This window comes from Nostoc sp. (genome assembly GCF_036919555.1).
In the GTDB taxonomy this organism is placed as follows: domain Bacteria; phylum Cyanobacteriota; class Cyanobacteriia; order Cyanobacteriales; family Nostocaceae; genus Nostoc.
Genome location: NZ_JBALCS010000114.1, coordinates 42,863 through 60,769 on the forward strand (window position 1 = coordinate 42,863; position 17,907 = coordinate 60,769).

At 42.6% G+C, this 17,907-nt stretch carries 18 protein-coding genes and 2 pseudogenes; 15 read left to right on the forward strand and 5 right to left on the reverse strand.

Annotation, left to right across the window (positions count from 1 at the left end; translation table 11 throughout):
* Window positions 1-80 precede the first annotated feature (80 nt).
* On the reverse strand, window positions 81-707 hold the full coding sequence (locus tag V7K36_RS31465) for a CPP1-like family protein (protein WP_335121709.1): 627 nt from the start codon (window positions 705-707) through the stop codon (window positions 81-83).
* A 647-nt stretch (window positions 708-1,354) separates the two neighbouring features.
* On the opposite strand from V7K36_RS31465, the gene V7K36_RS31470 reads away from it, so the two are divergent.
* Window positions 1,355-2,074, forward strand: a complete 720-nt coding sequence (locus tag V7K36_RS31470; protein ID WP_334832065.1) for a response regulator transcription factor — start codon at window positions 1,355-1,357, stop codon at window positions 2,072-2,074.
* 310 nt (window positions 2,075-2,384) lie between these two features.
* Here the strand turns inward: V7K36_RS31470 and V7K36_RS31475 are convergent.
* Window positions 2,385-2,576, reverse strand: a pseudogene (locus V7K36_RS31475) (DUF2811 domain-containing protein); the annotation flags it as partial.
* Between the two features lie 474 nt (window positions 2,577-3,050).
* On the opposite strand from V7K36_RS31475, the gene V7K36_RS31480 reads away from it, so the two are divergent.
* From V7K36_RS31480 to V7K36_RS31490, 3 genes are all read left to right on the forward strand, one after another.
* Entirely contained in the window at window positions 3,051-3,518 is a 468-nt protein-coding gene (locus V7K36_RS31480) for an MFS transporter (protein ID WP_335121710.1), read from the forward strand.
* A 20-nt stretch (window positions 3,519-3,538) separates the two neighbouring features.
* Complete coding sequence (locus V7K36_RS31485; protein ID WP_335121739.1) at window positions 3,539-4,318, forward strand: MFS transporter; 780 nt, start codon at window positions 3,539-3,541, stop codon at window positions 4,316-4,318.
* A gap of 79 nt (window positions 4,319-4,397) precedes the next feature.
* Window positions 4,398-5,372: a phosphotransferase family protein gene (locus V7K36_RS31490; protein ID WP_335121712.1), complete on the forward strand. Its 975-nt coding sequence runs from the start codon at window positions 4,398-4,400 to the stop codon at window positions 5,370-5,372.
* A 121-nt stretch (window positions 5,373-5,493) separates the two neighbouring features.
* Here the strand turns inward: V7K36_RS31490 and hisIE are convergent, their stop codons facing one another.
* Window positions 5,494-6,144 (reverse strand): bifunctional phosphoribosyl-AMP cyclohydrolase/phosphoribosyl-ATP diphosphatase HisIE, encoded by a 651-nt coding sequence (hisIE, locus tag V7K36_RS31495; protein ID WP_335097538.1) that lies wholly within the window; start codon window positions 6,142-6,144, stop codon window positions 5,494-5,496.
* Between the two features lie 94 nt (window positions 6,145-6,238).
* Window positions 6,239-6,433 carry a ChaB family protein gene (locus V7K36_RS31500; RefSeq protein ID WP_196523355.1) on the reverse strand — a complete coding sequence of 65 codons (195 nt, stop codon included), beginning with the start codon at window positions 6,431-6,433 and terminating at the stop codon, window positions 6,239-6,241.
* Between the two features lie 106 nt (window positions 6,434-6,539).
* Here V7K36_RS31500 and hemL point away from each other — a divergent pair, with 106 nt between their 5' ends.
* The 4 genes from hemL to V7K36_RS31520 all read left to right on the forward strand — a co-directional run bounded on the left by hemL (window position 6,540) and on the right by V7K36_RS31520 (window position 10,436).
* A complete protein-coding gene (gene hemL / locus V7K36_RS31505) occupies window positions 6,540-7,838 on the forward strand; it encodes a glutamate-1-semialdehyde 2,1-aminomutase (RefSeq protein ID WP_335121714.1) in 1,299 nt (432 codons plus the stop codon).
* Between the two features lie 840 nt (window positions 7,839-8,678).
* Entirely contained in the window at window positions 8,679-9,587 is a 909-nt protein-coding gene (locus V7K36_RS31510; RefSeq protein WP_335121716.1) for a polysaccharide deacetylase family protein, read from the forward strand.
* Window positions 9,588-9,721: 134 nt separating this feature from the next.
* Window positions 9,722-10,024 (forward strand): hypothetical protein, encoded by a 303-nt coding sequence (locus V7K36_RS31515; protein ID WP_334832076.1) that lies wholly within the window; start codon window positions 9,722-9,724, stop codon window positions 10,022-10,024.
* Window positions 10,025-10,133: 109 nt separating this feature from the next.
* Window positions 10,134-10,436: a hypothetical protein gene (locus V7K36_RS31520; protein WP_335121718.1), complete on the forward strand. Its 303-nt coding sequence runs from the start codon at window positions 10,134-10,136 to the stop codon at window positions 10,434-10,436.
* Window positions 10,437-10,582: 146 nt separating this feature from the next.
* Here V7K36_RS31520 and V7K36_RS31525 read toward each other — a convergent pair whose 3' ends face one another.
* Window positions 10,583-11,446 carry a fasciclin domain-containing protein gene (locus tag V7K36_RS31525; RefSeq protein ID WP_335121720.1) on the reverse strand — a complete coding sequence of 288 codons (864 nt, stop codon included), beginning with the start codon at window positions 11,444-11,446 and terminating at the stop codon, window positions 10,583-10,585.
* Window positions 11,447-11,687: 241 nt separating this feature from the next.
* Here V7K36_RS31525 and V7K36_RS31530 point away from each other — a divergent pair.
* The 7 genes and pseudogenes from V7K36_RS31530 to V7K36_RS31560 all read left to right on the forward strand — a co-directional run.
* A pseudogene (locus V7K36_RS31530) lies at window positions 11,688-11,843 on the forward strand (transposase); the annotation flags it as partial.
* A 46-nt stretch (window positions 11,844-11,889) separates the two neighbouring features.
* Window positions 11,890-12,027 carry a hypothetical protein gene (locus V7K36_RS31535; RefSeq protein ID WP_335121721.1) on the forward strand — a complete coding sequence of 46 codons (138 nt, stop codon included), beginning with the start codon at window positions 11,890-11,892 and terminating at the stop codon, window positions 12,025-12,027.
* 141 nt (window positions 12,028-12,168) lie between these two features.
* On the forward strand, window positions 12,169-12,963 hold the full coding sequence (locus V7K36_RS31540) for a glutathione S-transferase family protein (RefSeq protein WP_335121723.1): 795 nt from the start codon (window positions 12,169-12,171) through the stop codon (window positions 12,961-12,963).
* Window positions 12,964-12,973: 10 nt separating this feature from the next.
* Window positions 12,974-13,111 (forward strand): hypothetical protein, encoded by a 138-nt coding sequence (locus V7K36_RS31545; protein ID WP_335121725.1) that lies wholly within the window; start codon window positions 12,974-12,976, stop codon window positions 13,109-13,111.
* Between the two features lie 131 nt (window positions 13,112-13,242).
* A complete protein-coding gene (locus V7K36_RS31550) occupies window positions 13,243-14,973 on the forward strand; it encodes an ATP-binding protein (protein WP_335121727.1) in 1,731 nt (576 codons plus the stop codon).
* 576 nt (window positions 14,974-15,549) lie between these two features.
* Window positions 15,550-16,533 carry an RNA polymerase sigma factor, RpoD/SigA family gene (locus tag V7K36_RS31555; RefSeq protein WP_335121729.1) on the forward strand — a complete coding sequence of 328 codons (984 nt, stop codon included), beginning with the start codon at window positions 15,550-15,552 and terminating at the stop codon, window positions 16,531-16,533.
* 354 nt (window positions 16,534-16,887) lie between these two features.
* Window positions 16,888-17,589: a hypothetical protein gene (locus V7K36_RS31560; protein ID WP_335121730.1), complete on the forward strand. Its 702-nt coding sequence runs from the start codon at window positions 16,888-16,890 to the stop codon at window positions 17,587-17,589.
* The last annotated feature ends 318 nt before the right edge of the window (window positions 17,590-17,907 follow it).

A 17,907-nucleotide genomic window follows, 5' to 3' on the forward strand; every position in this document is an offset into this window, starting at 1 on the left:
TCTGACTCCTGACTCTCTTATTTGAGAAGAACACACATAAATCATGTCTTCTTTATAGAAACTTGCTTACGGGTAGCGGTTTACCGTAGAAAGCTACTAACCAACCACAACAATATAAACGTTACTACCGTAGAGAACTGATTCGTTCCCAGACTAGTAAATGATATTTGTGGTAACAGCCAGCTAGCAACTAGTCCACCTGTGATTAAGCCAATGATTAAACTGACTAGGGTGAACAAAACTGCTCGGCCAAATTTGCCTTCTTTGCGATTGAGAAAATAAATACTGGTACCTACCCCAACCACCAATGCTAACTGCAAAACTTGATCGCCTCCCTCTGGATAAAACAGACTAATAGAACTCAAACCAAGAAACCAAGCTCCTGGTAAGAGAATATCCGCAGGCGTTGGCTGATCCAGCATCCGTTGCAGCCATGCAGGTGACTGCTCGCTAGGGGTTGGACTTTCTTTAAGAGGCGATTGGACTCGCAACTCTGGAAACCGAATACGCTCAGGGACTTTAATTTTACCTTCCTGGCGCATCCGTAAGCGATCCATTAAAATCGCATCGTAAGCCGCTTCAATTAGTTCTAAATGCTTGACATCGCCACTATGTTGCTCGAATAGGCGATTACGAGCATCCTGAATTTCATCGAAGCTAGCCTCTTCTGATACCCCAAGTTTTTCGTAGGGATTTTGATCGCTCATGGGAGTTTATTACTTCAGCCTCAGTCAGCGGCAGTCTTTTGTCGAAGAAAAAACAGCTTTAGGTTTTATTTTGATCGAAAATAAAGTTTCGATCTATCTTATGCCCTACCAGGATAGTAGCACGGGTTAGTTTGATCGACTTTGTAATTTCAACTGTAGTCACTTTAACATATCGCCATAACTCCGTGTATACCCTCATGTCGTTACCCAGTTCTGGCTCTAATCTAGAATTTGAACGGAGAATACCTAAAACACATAGTTTTGATGAAAAAATCAACTTTACTGTTTCAGATTTGGCGACTTACTGTACCCTAACAGAGTTTTTTTAATTATACTGAATAATCGCTTGTGGTATATATCCACATCTCGATTTAGAATTAAAACGTTTTAAGTTACCACCTAACTGGGATCAACAAGGTGTTTTGGTCTCAACAACTGTTGCGGCTAAAGCCAGAGCCCCTATATACTGTGGCTAACAGAAGTTTAGCGTTCTCATCGCTCACAATCCTGATTAGAGTATTTATCTTTAGAATGATCAGGATTCTTATAGCGTAGCCGTGTAGGTTCTTAGTTAGTCCTAAAGTGGCAACTGCGTTTTTACGCAAACCTCTTGTTAATCTTACGAATTTTTGTGCAAAGTAATGGTCATGGCTCCTGCCAAGATTCTTGTAGTTGACGACGACCCTGCGGTTCGGAATTTAATCCAACGCTTTTTGATTAAGCAGAACTATCAGGTGGAGGCTGCCGAAGATGGAAAGACAGCCTTAGCTCTATTTGAGCAATTTAACCCTGATTTGGTAATTCTAGATGTGAATTTACCAGATGTAACTGGGTTTAACCTCTGCCAAGAGATGCAAAGTCGTAATGGTGTTTTTGTTTTGATGTTGACTAGCCGTGCTGATGAAGCTGACAAAATTCGCGGTTTTTCTAAAGGTGCTGATGATTATCTTACCAAGCCTTTTGGGTTGGGAGAGCTAGAAGTCAGAGTCGGAGCTATTTTGAGGCGTCAGCGAGTGATAACTAGCGCCGAGCAGAAACGCTTGGTATTTGAAAAACTTATGATTGATCCGGTGCGACGGGAGGTGGCACTTAATAACCAAGCAGTACTCTTAACTGCTCTGGAATTTGACTTGTTGCATTTTTTAGCCAGTCATCCAGGTCGAGTTTGGCGGCGTGCAGAACTAATCCAAGAGGTCTGGGACTATGAATATGTCGGCGACCAGCGAGTTGTAGATGTACATATCGGCCAAATTCGCAAGAAGATTGAAATTGATTCTAGTCAGCCAGCACTAATTCAAACTGTACGTGGTGTAGGGTATAAGTTTGAATCTCCTAGCTACCCCCAACAGTTAGAAGCTAAATCCTGAGTTAACACTCAAGAGTTTTTTAACTCTTGAATGTTAACTCTTGGGGGAGTAATCAGTGAATTTCTTTGGCTTTAGCAACAGGAGAAACTATTGGAACCCTTTTAAGGATCAGAATATACTGATCTTTTTTGTTTTAATATTGCCCCCAGATGGCCGATCGCTATTCGGTCAAAATCCCATTGATGGGGCACGGTTTGCCGTGCCCATATTAGGGCATGAGTCAGAATAACGCCCTTCATACCAGTACCTATGGGGTGTCTAGTAGATTAGCTGTCGTGGATGAATCGATGCTGGGCATTTCTACTGAAGAGTGGTGAAACAAAGTTTCCAGATAGACTCGGGCAGCACGGCGATCGCTATCTCCATTTTGGAGTAAAAATAATGATAACGCCGCCGTCAACACTCTGTTTTCATCCCAATCGGGATGCTTTTCTAAGTAGTTTTTTAAGGATTCGTGGAGTGTTTCGGGAATTTCTGTAAAGATGCTAACCGTTGCTTTCATGAGATTTTCCTCCTATGAGGATAATCAAGGGGGACAAGTTGCTTGCGGTGAAACGGCAATTAAGCTACCTCACACGCTCTTTCGCTAGCCTGACAATCTGCGCCCACATCTGGTGGTAATATATTTTACACATTTGATGCAAACGGTTGAACGGACTATTAAAGCAAGCCGAATCATTGTGCGCCAAGAGGGGGTGGGTTTGTCAATGCTGCGAAATGTTAAAAAGGATGGTATAAAAAATAAATACGAACGGAATAATCAGGTTTGAAGCCGAGTTTTCGTTACTTTACTTTATAAAAACTCAGTCTTTGAAGTTCCTTGTCACTGTCAATTAACAATCCCCAGTCAGACTCTAAGAAGCCGATTGGCTCGTTGAGCGCCTGTGGAAAACTACGAAAATCCCTGTGGAAACCCTGTGGAATGAGTGAGGAAAATTATAGGCAATGATAAGAATTACAAAAATGTCACGAAACTATGACATTTAACCTGATGAAATTAGCTTCTCAATCACAATTATCATCGTGGCTGCCCTCGATACATCCCCAGGTCTGGATTTTCGCAATTGGTAGATTCTTCTCGGAAGTTGGCACCGGCTTTACCCTGTTTTACGCCCCCATCTTTTTTGTCAATCAAGTTGGTTTATCTGCAACCAGCGTCGGGGTAGCCTTGGGTAGCGCCTCGATTTCCGGCATTGTAGGGCGGATTGTAGGTGGTTCTTTGGCTGATTCTGGACACTGGGGACGCCGCCGCACTTTGTTGCTAGCCACGGCGATTTCAGCAAGTGGTTCTCTAGTTTTAGCTGCAACCAGTAATTTTACTATTTTGGTAATTGGTAGCTTGATTAGCGGTTTAGGGATAGGTTTTTATTGGCCGGCGGCTGAAGCTGTTGTTGCTGACGCCAGCGAGATAATCGCCGCGAAACTTTTGCGATCGCCCGACTAGCTGATAATCTGGGGTTAGCGATCGGAATTGTGCTTGCTGGGCTTTTAATCGCGATAATTGGGAGTTATCGATGGTTATTTGTCATTGATGCCATCTCTTTTCTGGTGTTTTTTGGGGTTATCTATCTGGGAATTAGTGAAACCGAGCAACAGCAGATAAAGGAATTAGAAAAGACAGAATATTTTGCTTCTTGGATGGCAGTATTAAGCGATCGCCGTTTCCTGGTCTACATAGCAGTTAATATATTCTTCACAATCTATATTTCTCAAATACACAGCACCCTGCCGCTTTACTTCAAAAACTTTGTTATAAAAAGTACTACCGAAGGATTTGCTCAAACTACGATTAGCGTTCTATTTGCTTGGCATCTGGTGCTAGCCATCATTTGTCAATTGCCTGTTACCAGTGCCTTAAAACGCTGCTCTCACACACTCGCACTTACTGTTTCCGCCATTCTCTGGGCAATTGGTTTTGGACTCATTTGGGTAAGCGGTACCGTCCCATCTCATAATCTAGTTTGGGTAATATTGGCATTGGGAGTATTTGCTGTGGCGATTGTTTCTTATACCCCATCTGCTGCTTCTTTAGTCACTGAGTTAGCCCCGGAAAATCAACGCGGCGTTTATTTCTCCATCAACGCTGTCTGCTGGGGTGTTGGCTATTTTATTGGTCATCCCTTGGGTGGATGGGCATTAGATCAACCGCGAATTATTACTGATAGTTTCTGGCTCGGCTTTTCTTTGAGTGTGGTGATCGTCGTAGTAATTTTACAGTATCTGAATCGAATTTGGACTGATTAATCACTAAAATGTTATTATGCTCTTAGCGATTTTTTAGGGAGTTAAATCACAGTGGTACGTTGATACAACAAACAGGCAAATGATTATAAGTCGCTGCGATCGGGCTAAAAGTCTGATGAGTTTTGATTTTTTGTTTGTTGTGATTGCGTCAGGATTTACTGTGAATATTCCTTCCTCGTATCTCGAAAAAATTCGTGCTGTCTATCCCAATATCTCTATTGACCATCTTGACTTTAATCAAGATGGGATGGTTAACGATGTGGTAATTGTAAATTATGAGCTTGTATGTCGCTTTGCCAAAGATGACTGGGGAAAGCACCTGTTTTCCCATGAAGCTAAGGTGTTGCAAGTGGTGCAAAAGTATGTTGATTTGCGAGTTCCGCACTTTGAACACCTGGAAGAAGGCTTTGCAAGCTACAAATTTCTTAGAGGTGAACCGCTATCCCGTAATACCCTGCTGAAGCTCAGTGAAGCATCACAAGCGCGTATTATCTCCCAACTAGCCAGATTTCACCTACAATTGCACAGCATCCCCGATGAAATTTTAGTTAATGCTGGGGTGTCTTCCTCTGGTGCAGAACGTTCCCGTGAAGATTGGTTGCAGTTGTATGAGCAAGTTCAGGAAACTCTCTTCCCTCACCTGTGGCGTCATCAGCAAACTTGGATACACGAACTCTTTGCACCCGTGCTTACAGGTGAACTTGACCTGAGTTACACACCCGTACTGATTGACGGTGACAAGCCAGTGTATCACATTCTGTTTGACCCGATCTCTGAGACTATCAGTGGTCTGATTGATTTTGGTACGGCTGGTTTGGGCGACCCAGCTTGTGATATCGCAGTGCAACTTAGTAATTACGGAGAAAGTATTGTGCGGCGTATGGAAAGTGGCTATCCGATGTTATCGGATGTCATCGACCGGGCGCGTTTCTGGGTGGGGACACTTGAACTTCAGTGGGCTTTAGCTGGGATAAAGTTTAACCATACATCATTGTCGTTGGCACATATTGGTTTGGCCAGAGAGGTTCAACCTGTAGGTACACAGCTAAGTTAACTCGCCATAGCCAATAACAAAGGGCACGCTTGTTTAAGTCTGGCAACTGGCAAAGCTAGGGAATCAAGTTTTTTATCTACTTCCCCTGCTCGCTTATTTTACTGCCATTTGCCTACATTCTTTATTGACGACGTTCTTGCAACTTGCGATACACCGATTTCAAATCAACTTGATGGTGAGCTAAGGCAACCAAAGTATGATAGAGCAAATCAGCCACTTCACCCGCGATCGCATCTGCTTGATCATCCTTAAAGGCCATCACCACCTCAGCAGTTTCCTCACCGATCTTTTTCAAAATTTTGTTATCGCCACCTGCGAATAGTTTACAGGTATAAGAACTTTCAATCGGATTGTCGCGGCGATCGCATATTACTTGAAATAATTGCGACAATGTATCCCCTGGTGGTGGGGCAATTTTCCCTTCTATTTGATGAAAGCAACTGCGTTCTCCAGTATGGCAGGCAACATCTCCTAATTGCTCTACCCCGATGAGCAGCGCATCACTATCACAGTCATAACGGATACTCTGCACTTTCTGAATATGTCCAGAAGTCGCCCCCTTGTGCCACAATTCTTGCCGGGAACGGCTCCAAAACCAAGTTTCTTCAGTTTCTAAAGTCTTTTGTAACGACTCCTGATTCATCCACGCCATCATCAGGACAGTACCATCCAAATAATCTTGGACAATTGCCGGTACTAGACCTCGTTCATCGTAGCGAATTTCCTCAACAGGGATGGTGTAATGCAGCGATCGCGAATCGTTAGAAGACATACCAGCAGTTTGCTCTAATGAGAATAATTCATGGATTCACGATACCATTCTGAATAGAGCAGCTGGGATGTTTTTTTAAATTCAATTATCTTATCTAGCTCTCAACAAGAGCATTCCGTTCCATAGCAGACTGCATCTTTACAGCACTCAACGCGACTTTGTGAGCTTTTGAGGCTTCACCATACCAATGGATCGCCGAGTTAAAAGCTGCTCGGTAAAGATCCTGGTATGCTTCAGATAATCGAGTTTGAATATCTAAAGGCAAGTCTTCATTCGACTTGTATAACATATTGTTATTTTTTTGGTTCAGTTAATTCTATAGGATAGAAATTCTAAGTAACTTTTGACCCTATCCTAAGATAGAGCTTTTTATTGCCCGCTATTAGGAGAGAACTTTGGTAAATACCACAATTAAAACAACAAAATCACAAGAAGTCTTCGCCACTGCTCAAAACCTCATGCCAGGAGGAGTCAGTTCTCCAGTTCGTGCCTTTAAATCTGTGGGCGGACAACCCATCGTTTTTGATCGTGTTAAAGGCGCATATATTTGGGATGTAGATGGCAACCAATACATAGATTATGTAGGCACCTGGGGGCCAGCTATTTGCGGTCATGCTCATCCAGAAGTAATTGCAGCGTTGCATGAAGCTTTAGAAAAAGGCACCAGTTTCGGTGCCCCCTCAGTCCTAGAAAATGTTTTGGCAGAAATGGTCATCGATGCCGTTCCTAGCATCGAAATGGTCAGATTTGTCAACTCTGGAACTGAAGCCTGTATGGGAGTTTTACGGTTGATGCGGGCTTTCACCAACCGGGAGAAAATCATTAAGTTTGAAGGCTGCTACCACGGACACGCCGATGCTTTTCTAGTAAAGGCAGGTTCTGGTGTTGCTACACTTGGTTTGCCAGACTCACCGGGAGTACCTAAATTAGCAACTAGCACCACTCTAACTGCGCCTTTCAATGACTTAGAAGCCGTTAAAGCCTTGTTTGAAGAAAACCGCGACGAGATTGCTGGCGTTATTCTTGAGCCAGTCGTCGGCAATGCTGGATTTATTGCGCCTGATGCTGGCTTTTTAGAAGGATTACGAGAACTGACTCACGAGTATGGAGCGTTATTGGTATTTGACGAAGTGATGACAGGCTTCCGTATTGCTTACGGTGGCGCTCAGGAAAAATTTGGCGTCACTCCCGATTTAACAACCTTGGGCAAAGTTATTGGTGGTGGTTTGCCAGTGGGGGCCTATGGCGGTCGTCGAGATATTATGTCAATGGTTGCGCCCGCCGGCCCCGTATATCAAGCTGGGACTCTTTCTGGTAATCCCTTGGCGATGACTGCTGGCATTAAGACTTTAGAATTGCTGCAAAAGCCAGGTACTTACGAGTATCTTGAGCGGATTACTAAAAAGCTAGGAGATGGTTTGCTGCAAATTGCCAAAGAAAATGGTCATGCGGTTTACGGCGGTCAAATCAGTGCGATGTTCGGCTTATTCTTTACCTCTGGCCCAGTTCATAACTACGAAGATGCGAAAAAGTCTGATACAGCTAAATTCGGACGCTTCCATCGTGGGATGTTAGAGCATGGTGTTTACTTAGCACCTTCTCAGTTTGAAGCTGGGTTTACGTCTTTTGCTCACACCGAAGAGGATATTGAGCAGACTTTAGCAGTAGCACGGGATGTAATATCTAGTCTGTAAACTGTTAAGGTATTTCCAAATAAAAAAGTATCCAGTTATCTGTTGTGGGGTGGGTATCTTAGTATTGGTGTCAACTTAAGCGCAAACCCTTTTAATACCTCGTTTCCAGCCTCTGGCTGGAAATGCACCTCAATTGCGGCTCTGCCGCCAGTCTTGAGGCGGCAGCCCTCCATTAGGCATTAAGAGTCGGAGACTCTTGACGAGATAACCTCTAAAAGCTGCTTCTAGACTGGCTTTCACGTTAACTTGACACCGATGGCATCTTACCCACCCTACAAAATAGATGATTTATTGGAAGTCCCTTTTTTAAGCGAGTAAGATAAAAGTAAGCGTGCGAGATTCTCTGACTCACTCTAAAACCTTATTTGCAGAACTTTCGGCAGCCAATGGTGTTTACTCATCTGGCGCGGTCGGGGGATCTAATAAATTTTTTAATACGTCTCCCCTGTGCCGTCATCACTCAAGGAAAGTCACACCTTCGCCACGATTTCGCAATGGCTTCGTCAATAGGATATGTAATATTCAACCTACATTAAATATATTCATGTTAGTAACGTAGAATCAATTACCTTTTACAGTTCTCGAAATTCCCCTTATACCTCATACAAAAACTAACGCGCAAGAAGGCTCTCACCTTCATGGTGAAGGTTTTACTTATAGATATTTAGATTATCCGTAGGGTAAGGTATTTTTTCAGAGTCAGGGTTGGAGCTAACTTTAAAAAATATACCAATCATCCTGTTCATGCTGTAACTTGCATGGCAAGGCTTACCAGAGTATAAAAAACTGCTAGAAGTATTGTGAAAAAAAAGATGGTTCGACCCTTGAAGGAGCTATGAAGTGGAAGGCAATAAGTCATTTTTTGGTCTGCAAAAAATATTAATTACCTTGGTTGTCTTGAGTGCCAGTTTGAGTGTAAGCACGATGATGCTTATCAAGTCAAGCTCATCTGAGGCTCAAAGTACAGAGAATATAGATGTAAAGAATCTACCAGCCAAGGTTGGAACTCAGCAGCAGATTGAAGAACTAAAAGCGATGATGCTTCAAAGTTGGCAGAAACAAGCACAAACAAAGGGTCTTTCCTATGCTGTGCCACAACGCTTTCAAGGGGCAATAGTTGAGTCGGCAAAACTTACTCCCGAGCAGAAAGTAATTGCTCTTACCTTTGATGATGGGCCATGGCCTGAGAGTACCGCGCAAGTACTGGATATTCTTAAACAAAATCAGATCAAAGGGACATTTTTCCTCATTGGGCAGAACGTGAAGAATTATCCAGGCTTAGTAAAGCGGGAGATTGCTGAAGGTCACGTAATTGGTAATCATACTTGGCATCATTGGTATCAATTCTTGAATCCACAAGCAGCTGCCTATGAAATTGACCATACAGCAGACCTGATTTATCAAGTGACAGGGATTAAAACAAATTTATTTCGACCACCAGGGGGAATCATGCACAATGGGGTGGCTGCTTACGCTAGAAATAGCAAATATGCAATCATTCTCTGGTCAACTGACTCTGTAGACTACTCGCGTCCTGCTGTACCAAAGCTAATTAAGAATGTGTTCAGGAATGCCAAACCAGGTGGGATTGTGCTGATGCATGATGGTGGTGGTAATCGCTCTAAAACTGTGCAAGCTTTACCTGAAATTATTGCCAACTTTCGGAAACAGGGCTATAGCTTTGTTACTATCCCTGAACTTTTAGAAATGCAAGATAAAGATCAAAAGCTGATTGCAAAGAAAAAGTAATTGTTATTTCGATGGAAATCAGCGCTTCTATCAATCGCCACTCGCCGACTAAAAACAAGTTGAATTTTTATGGCGATTTGGAGGTTTTTTTCGCTAAACTCAACTAATAATAAGGTTTACTACTCAGGAAAATCATGAATAAAATTGTAATGGCTTTGGTTTGCTGCTCTAGCTTTTTTGCCTTGACCCTCCTAACTGTGAATCCAGCTTTTGCGAAAGAGCTTTCTCCTCACGATTTAACCTCTCCCAAGTTGAACTCGGATCAGACGCAGACAGTTAATATATCTGTAACTAAAAAATCCCCTGAATTTTCATCAATCAGCTCTACTCAATCACTCGAAGAGCTTGCTATACAGAAGTTTGGCTGTGACTGCCCTGCCTGTCAAGCTCGTGTAAGTCAGATGGTATTACAAGGTAGCTTCCCTCAGCTTAAATAAAACTGGTGTCTGAGATGACATTACGACAGATATTGAAAATTTTTATGGCGATTTATAGTTTTTTCGTCTAAGCTCAACTTAAAGATCAAGTCTACTACTTAGGAAAATCATGAATAAAATTGTAATGGCTTTGGTTTGCTGCTCTAGCTTTTTTGCCTTGACGCTCCTAAGTGTCAATCCGGCTTTTGCTAAGAAGCTTTCTCCCCAAGATTTAGCCAATCCTACCTTAACATCCACTGACACACAGACAGTTGCCGCACCTGTTTCACAAGAATATCCCCAATACCCATCAATACGTGCTAATGAAAGAGTTAAACAGCTTGCCATGCAGATGTTTGGCTGTGCGTGTGCCAGCTGTCAAGCTAGGGCAAGTCAGATGATACTACAAGGTAGTCTGCCTATGCCTCAGTGATTTAGATTAGGGACTCAGCTAATTGTAGTCACTTCCTCACCGTTATTACAAAAAAACCGTCCAGAATTAACATCTGAACGGGATTTTTAACTATTAATGCTTTATACTAACCTAGTTCTGTTTCCGGTTGTACTGATACCGAAAAACTACAAGTCAGGAGGCAAAATAACCTGATCAATCGCATGGATTACACCGTTAGTGCCTGTGATATCTGCCTGCGTCACTTTCGCATCATTGACAGTTACACCGGTAGCAGGATCAACTTTTACGTTGATTGTGCCGCCTTCAAGGCTTTTAACTTCGCCAGACTTCAAATCAGTGGACAATACCTTACCAGCTACTACATGGTAAGTTAAGATTTTGATCAATACTTCTTTGTTGGCTGGTTTTAACAATTCTTGCAAAGCATCTGGTGGCAACTTAGCAAAAGCTGCATCAGTGGGTGCAAAAATAGTTAAGTTATCTTTGCCTTGCAAAGCTCCGGTCAATCCTGCTGCTTTCAAAGCCTTGGTTAAGGTGGTAAAAGAAGCGTTTGACTCTGCCAACGCTAACAAGTTTTTGCCTTGATTATCGCTTGCTCCGGGTCCAGGTGGAGTTGTAGTAGGTGTCTCAGGAGATGGCGCTTCTGTTGGTGCTGTGGTAGGTTGAGTTTTCGGGATAGAACGTGGGGTGCGGAGTGCAGGTTCACTAGGTGTAACGCTACCACCACGGTTATAGGGAGGCTCGTTGAAAATACTTGGTTTGGGATTTAGCGTCCCACCGCCACTATTCTGTGCTACTTGTTGAGGTTTGGTATTGCCCTTTTCTATTTCGGAAGCAGCCTCAGCAGGTGTATATTGAGCGTTTGCTTGAAGGCATTGTCCCTGGTTATAGGAGGCTTCGTTGAAAATACTGGGGTTAGGATTTAGTGCCTCTTTCGCATCAGATGGTAAAGTAACGAGAAGGCTGAAACTAATAAATCCTGCTATGCCTGTCAACGTGGTCAGCAATTTGCTATAATTTGTCTTCATAAATTTCGTTTGTCTTTTTGTCCACACACTACATAAAGATTTATAACATTTTGCTATGCACAAAATCTGATGGAAGAGGAAAGTAAGATTTTCCCCAGAAGAATTTGTGCTGGTGAGATAAAATATCGAACCTCAAATGACGCTGATAAGTATGAAATATATTTAGCACATATTCTATGTAAATTTAGGAAATTTTCTCTATCACACCAAAAAGATTTAAATTGATGTCTATCGATGGATTTTAAGTGTTGTTACCCGCCACGAAGAACAGAAGGGTTTTGTTGTATTACCCAAACGCTGGCTTGTTGAAAGGACTTTTGGTTGGTTTAACTGCTGTCGGCGATTAAGTAAGTACAGCATTTCCGAAATTCGTAGCTTTTTTAAACGCAGAGGGTAGCGCAGAGGGGCGCTGAGTTTTACCAATTTTAATTCGCTATGAACTTATGAAATTCTATACTAAGGATTATGAAATCTTATCGGAAACGACAGGAACCTTTGTTTACGTTGCGATGATTCGTCTGAATGCTCAAACAACTTGCGTGATTAAAACTACCTATCAAAACTTTTCAGACATCCTCTAAATCAATTTTCCCAAAAGTCAGGCATAAGTTTAACCCTAATGTCAATTAAATAGACAACAAGCAACTAATCTCAAGAAAAATTACTTTAACTAAAGATACAATTGTAAAGTTAAGAAGTTGACCAGTTACAAGGTATACAATATGCTGGAATTATACCAATGGGAACTATCTCAATACTCAGAGAAAGTGCGCCTAATTCTAGATTTTAAAGGACTGGATTACCGCAAAATAGAGGTTACACCTGGGATTGGACAAGTAGAACTGTTCCGGCTGACTGGTCAAAAACAAGTCCCAGTATTAAAGGATCGTAATAGATATATTGCGGATTCTACGGAAATAGCTAAGTATTTAGACTTAGAGTATCCCGATCGCCCAATAATACCGCAAGATCCCAAAAAACGGGGTTTAACTTTATTAATAGAAGAATGGGCGGATGAGTCCATAGGCATCAAGGGTCGGAAAGCACTATTTGCGGCCATAAGTCAAGATCAAAATTTCCGCAAGTCTTTATTACCCACGTCAACACCAGATATATTTAAAAGTCTGGTTGGAGGAGTACCTAGTGACTTTCTGACACTGTTAGGTTTTGGGGTAGGTTATAGCCCAGATGTGATCCAGTCTGCGATCGCATCCTTAAAACAAGACTTGGAAGCTTTAACATTGTTACTGGCAGATAGTCCTTATTTAACAGGAGATGAGCCGACTTTAGCTGACTTAGCAGTGGCTGGCTTATCGATATTGCTCAAGTTCCCCCCAGGACCCTATCTGGATTTACCAGTTTCTATTAGAGGAAAAGGATTGCCAATCTTTACAGAGAATATAGATTATGAACCATTCTTCACCTGGCGCGATCGCCTTTACGCCCAATTCCGCAAACCATTAATTATTACCACTCCAACAACTGGAAGTGCGCCAACTTCTATTGAGATTGACTAGGTAATGGGGCATGGGGCATGGGGAATGGGGCATGGGGAATGGGGCATTGGGAATGGGGCATGGGGCATGGGGCATGGGGCATGGGGCATGGGGCATGGGGCATGGGGCATGGGGCATGGGGCATGGGGCATTGGGCATTGGGTATTAGTTATTCCCTCACACTCCTTAACTCCAAACTCCAAACTCCAAACTCCAAACTCATGACAAATTCGCAACTTTTGCCCTATGCAATTAAAATTCAACATAAGAGATAGCATCAACAATCATGTAATTAATTAGATGAATTTGGGACAGCCATTAGGTTCGGTTATTCAAGGTTCTCTGACTGAAGGGTTAGAAGTTCGATTGCATCCGGATATATCTGTGGAAGATATGCGGGTGGGTAAGTTTCTCGTTGTGCAAGGGATGCGATCGCGTTTTTTTTGTATGCTGACAGATGTAGCATTGGGAGCTGCTAATGCACGAATTACTGCTAATCCCCCCAATTGGGAAGACACTTTTTTACGAGATGTTTTAGCCGGAAGTGGTATATACGGTACTATCAACCTCGCGCCGATGTTGATGTTCACTCCTGAATCTGAAGAATATTTTTCTCCAACAAATGGCAAATCGACAAATCCCTTCGTTCCATCAATCACGGGTTTAGCTTCATTTGTGCCACAAACCAGCACGACGATGGAATTGTTGCCTGTTAAAACTATTCCTAGCCACTTTAGTCAAGTTTACGAAGCAAGTGTTGAGGATTTTCGCCGGGTATTTGGTTGGGAAGATGACCCCCAAAGGCGCAATTTTTCCATCGGGAAACCTTTGGATATGGATGTGCCTGTTTGTATCGATTTAAACCGCTTTGTAGAACGGAGTAATGGGATTTTTGGGAAATCTGGTACTGGTAAATCCTTTCTGACGCGACTACTTTTAGCTGGTGTTATCCGTAAAAATGCAGCAGTAAACTTGATTTTTGATATGCACTCTGAGTATGGCTGGGAAGCAGTCGCAGAAGGGAAGAACGTCAGTACTGTTAAGGGCTTAAAGCAACTTTTTCCTAGTAAGGTAGAAGTTTACACCCTCGACCCGGAATCGACAAAGCGCCGGGGGGTGCGTGATGCTCAAGAACTTTATTTGAGTTACGAACAAATTGAAGTTGAAGATATTAAGTTATGTAGTCGAGATTTAGGACTCTCTGATGCAGCCTTGGATAACGCCAATATTCTATATAGTGAGTTTGGCAAGTCTTGGATTGTCCAGTTGCTGAATATGACTAACGAAGAAATTGAGATGTTCTGCGACGAGAAGCGCGGACACAAAGGCTCGATTATGGCATTGCAGCGCAAACTATTGCGGATGGATAGTTTGAAGTATATGCGAGCGGTTTGCCCCCAGAATTACATTAGTAAAATTGTTCAGTGCCTGGAATCTGGGAAGAATGTTGTGATAGAATTTGGTTCCCAGTCTAATATGCTCTCTTATATGTTGGTGACGAATATGATCACCCGCCGTATTCATGAGCATTACGTCAAGAAAGCCGATAAATTCCTGCAAAGCAAAAATCCTAGCGATCGCCCCACGCCATTGATGATTACCATTGAAGAGGCGCACCGTTTCCTTGACCCAGGAGTGGTACAAAGTACTATCTTCGGGACTATTGCCCGTGAACTGCGGAAGTATTTTGTTACACTTTTGGTAGTTGATCAACGTCCATCAGGCATAGATAATGAAGTTATGTCCCAGATTGGGACTCGGATTACCGCTTTGCTTAATGATGAAAAAGACATTGACGCGATTTTCACCGGTGTATCTGGTGGTAGTGGACTGCGATCGGTGTTGGCAAAGTTAGACTCGAAGCAACAAGCCTTAATATTGGGTCACGCCGTTCCTATGCCAGTAGTCGTGCGTACCCGTCCTTACGACGCAACTTTTTACGAAGAAATTGGTGAGCCAGCTTGGGAAGAAAAACCTGACGCCGAAGTATTCGCTGCTGCTGAACTAGCCAAAGCTGACCTGGGATTCTAGATAGTTATTTGTCATTGGTTAAATGATGAGTCCTAACCAATGCCCAATGCCCAATGCCCAATGCCCAATGCCCAATGCCCAATAGCTAATTCGTGACATCCCTCCATCATCACAGCAAATTAAGTTCGGTTATCCCGCTAGGTTTTGGCAACAGAAGAGGGGTTTTTCGCGTCACTATAGATGTAGTAAGTAATTTCAAGGAGGTTTAATTTTTCTTTGCAAATGAGCAATTTTGAATTATAATTATATGCTTTATCTGAAGATACTTTACTATTTGCCTGATTTATCGTAATATAAAGCTAAGTAGAACTCATACCGACTTCGGATTTTCGAGATACTGTCAGTAACTGCTCAAGAGAAAATTCTCAAAAATAACCAGCGTGCTTATAAGAGATTGAAAATTTAGGGAAGGTAGGGGAACCTATCATTCGGGGCTTACCGTCTTAAAAACGGCTGTATCAATTGATAATTGCTTTTGGTAGCTCCCGATATTTAGTGATAGATGTACTACCCTTATCCATTGATTTTAGTAAGAAAAATATACATTGTGTTTACGGAGTAGAGGAAAACGCATCAATGCCTACTGTCAACACCCAAACGGAAAACCTCAACACCAAATTCACGGTTGATATGGTGCGAACCTATCTGCGGGAAATTGGTCGTGTACCACTGCTAACCCGTGAACAAGAAATTGTCTATGGCAAGCAGGTGCAACAAATGATGACGCTCATCGATGCCAAGGAAGCTTTGGCGAAGAAGCTGCACCGGGAACCGAATATGTCAGAGTGGGCTGACCTGGTTGAACAATCGGAAACCGAGATACAACAAACGGTGGCGCAAGGTAAGCGGGCAAAGCAAAAAATGATCGAAGCGAATTTGCGCTTGGTGGTTGCTATTGCCAAAAAATACCAAAAGCGGAATATGGAGTTTCTGGATTTAATCCAGGAAGGAACACTAGGATTAGAGCGGGGTGTGGAGAAATTTGACCCAATGAGGGGTTATAAGTTCTCGACTTACGCTTACTGGTGGATTCGCCAAGCAATTACCCGCGCGATCGCCCAGCAAGGTCGCACCATCCGCTTACCGATCCACATTACCGAGAAACTGAATAAAATCAAAAAAGTGCAGCGCGAGTTGGCTCAAAGCTTGGGGCGATCGCCGACTCCAGCCGAAATTGCCAAAGAACTGGAACTAGAACCTGCTCAGATCCGCGAATACCTGAATATGGCGCGTCAACCAGTCTCTTTGGATGTGCGAGTTGGCGAGAACCAGGATACTGAGTTGCAAGAAATGCTCGAAGATGATGGACCATCACCAGAGTATTACACCAACCAGGAATTCTTACGCCAAGACTTGAACAACCTGCTAGCGGAACTAACCCCGCAACAGCGAGAAGTTGTAGCTTTACGCTTTGGTTTAGAGGATGGTAACGAAATGTCATTGGCGAAAGTGGGTGAGAGATTGAGTCTCAGCCGTGAACGCGTCCGTCAGTTAGAGCATCAAGCTTTGGCTCATTTGCGTCGCCGTCGTGCCAATGTCCAAGAATACGTTGCTAGCTAAATGTAGAGACGTAGCATTGCTACGTCTCCATAAGGTGATGCGCCTCCTGAATTCAGGGGGCGATTTTTTTATGCCGACAACCAGGAAAATATTTGGATTTCGCTGTAGTACTGGAGTTTAATTTGTGATTAACCTCACCCAATGAGATGAATCTATTAGATGAAGAATAAATACTCTAACTGATGTAATCTAAGATTATTGAACTAAATTAAATAAAAACTTTAGTTTTTGGCAGTTTTATTTTTTGGACAATAGTAATATTAAGTCGTTAACAAAGTCTTTGACAATTAAGACTTGGTTATAGTTTAAGTAAGTTCTAAAGAACTTAGTTTATTTTTTAACAGGAGAAGTAGGGTGCTTAACAACCTTCATCAGTTATTATCTCCCCGTCAGTGGGGAATTTCCCTCGCGGGCTTAGGCTTACTTTTCGGTTTGGGCTTTATAGCCAAGCAAACTCAAGTAGTATCAGTTACAAATTCTCCATTATCATCGGCTCAGATTCAGAAAACCTCCGAACCCTCTCTTCTGTCGCAGCTAAGAAGAGTTCGAGAGCAGAGAAGTCAACTTAATACGGCTTCTGGAGCTCGGTGGATTTTTGCCCATAACAGCGGAAAAACAGTACCTACAACCACCGCGCTGGTTCCAGATTCTCAGGAAGCTACAAAAGGCGCAGGAGTTTTACCAAAAGCGAATTTTCCTGAAAAAGATGGGATTTATCTCTATGGTCAATCCCCAAAACCAAACCAAGTTAGTCAAGGTTACATCATATTTCAAAAGCACCAGGACAAGGTAACGGGTGCATTGTATATGCCCGAATCAGAGTTTAATTGTTTTCAGGGTACACTCAACCCATCAGGAGAGTTGGCGATGACGGTTAATGGTTCAGCAAATGAAGCCAGAACTAATCAGTCGAATCAAGTAGCTACAAGCAGTACACTGCCTAAGGTCGGTGAAGATGAGTCAAGCAGTTATGCTTACTCATTGGCTCTGCAAGACTTTCATCGGTTAGATTCTATCAGTGCTAGCGATCGCCGCACATTGCAAATGTGCAAATAATCTCCAATAGTTATCTACACAAAACTAGTCTAATATAAATAAATTCCAAATCTTGATGATGAATGATGAATTTTTGAATGCTTTCATAAATCGTCATTTATCATTACCTAATCTATTACCTTGTTTTGAATTCATTAGTAATTTTTGACACCCCAAAATAACCTCCATTAACCCGGCAATGGAAATCTATAGAGGTAGCACCCGACTGATCTTTAGTTTTTATTTAGGGGTTGCTGAAAAAGAAAGAAAAGGTGACAGTCTCTAGATTATCAGACCAAAGAAGTATATTCCAGTGCAAGATAAGGAGGTAAAATAGCC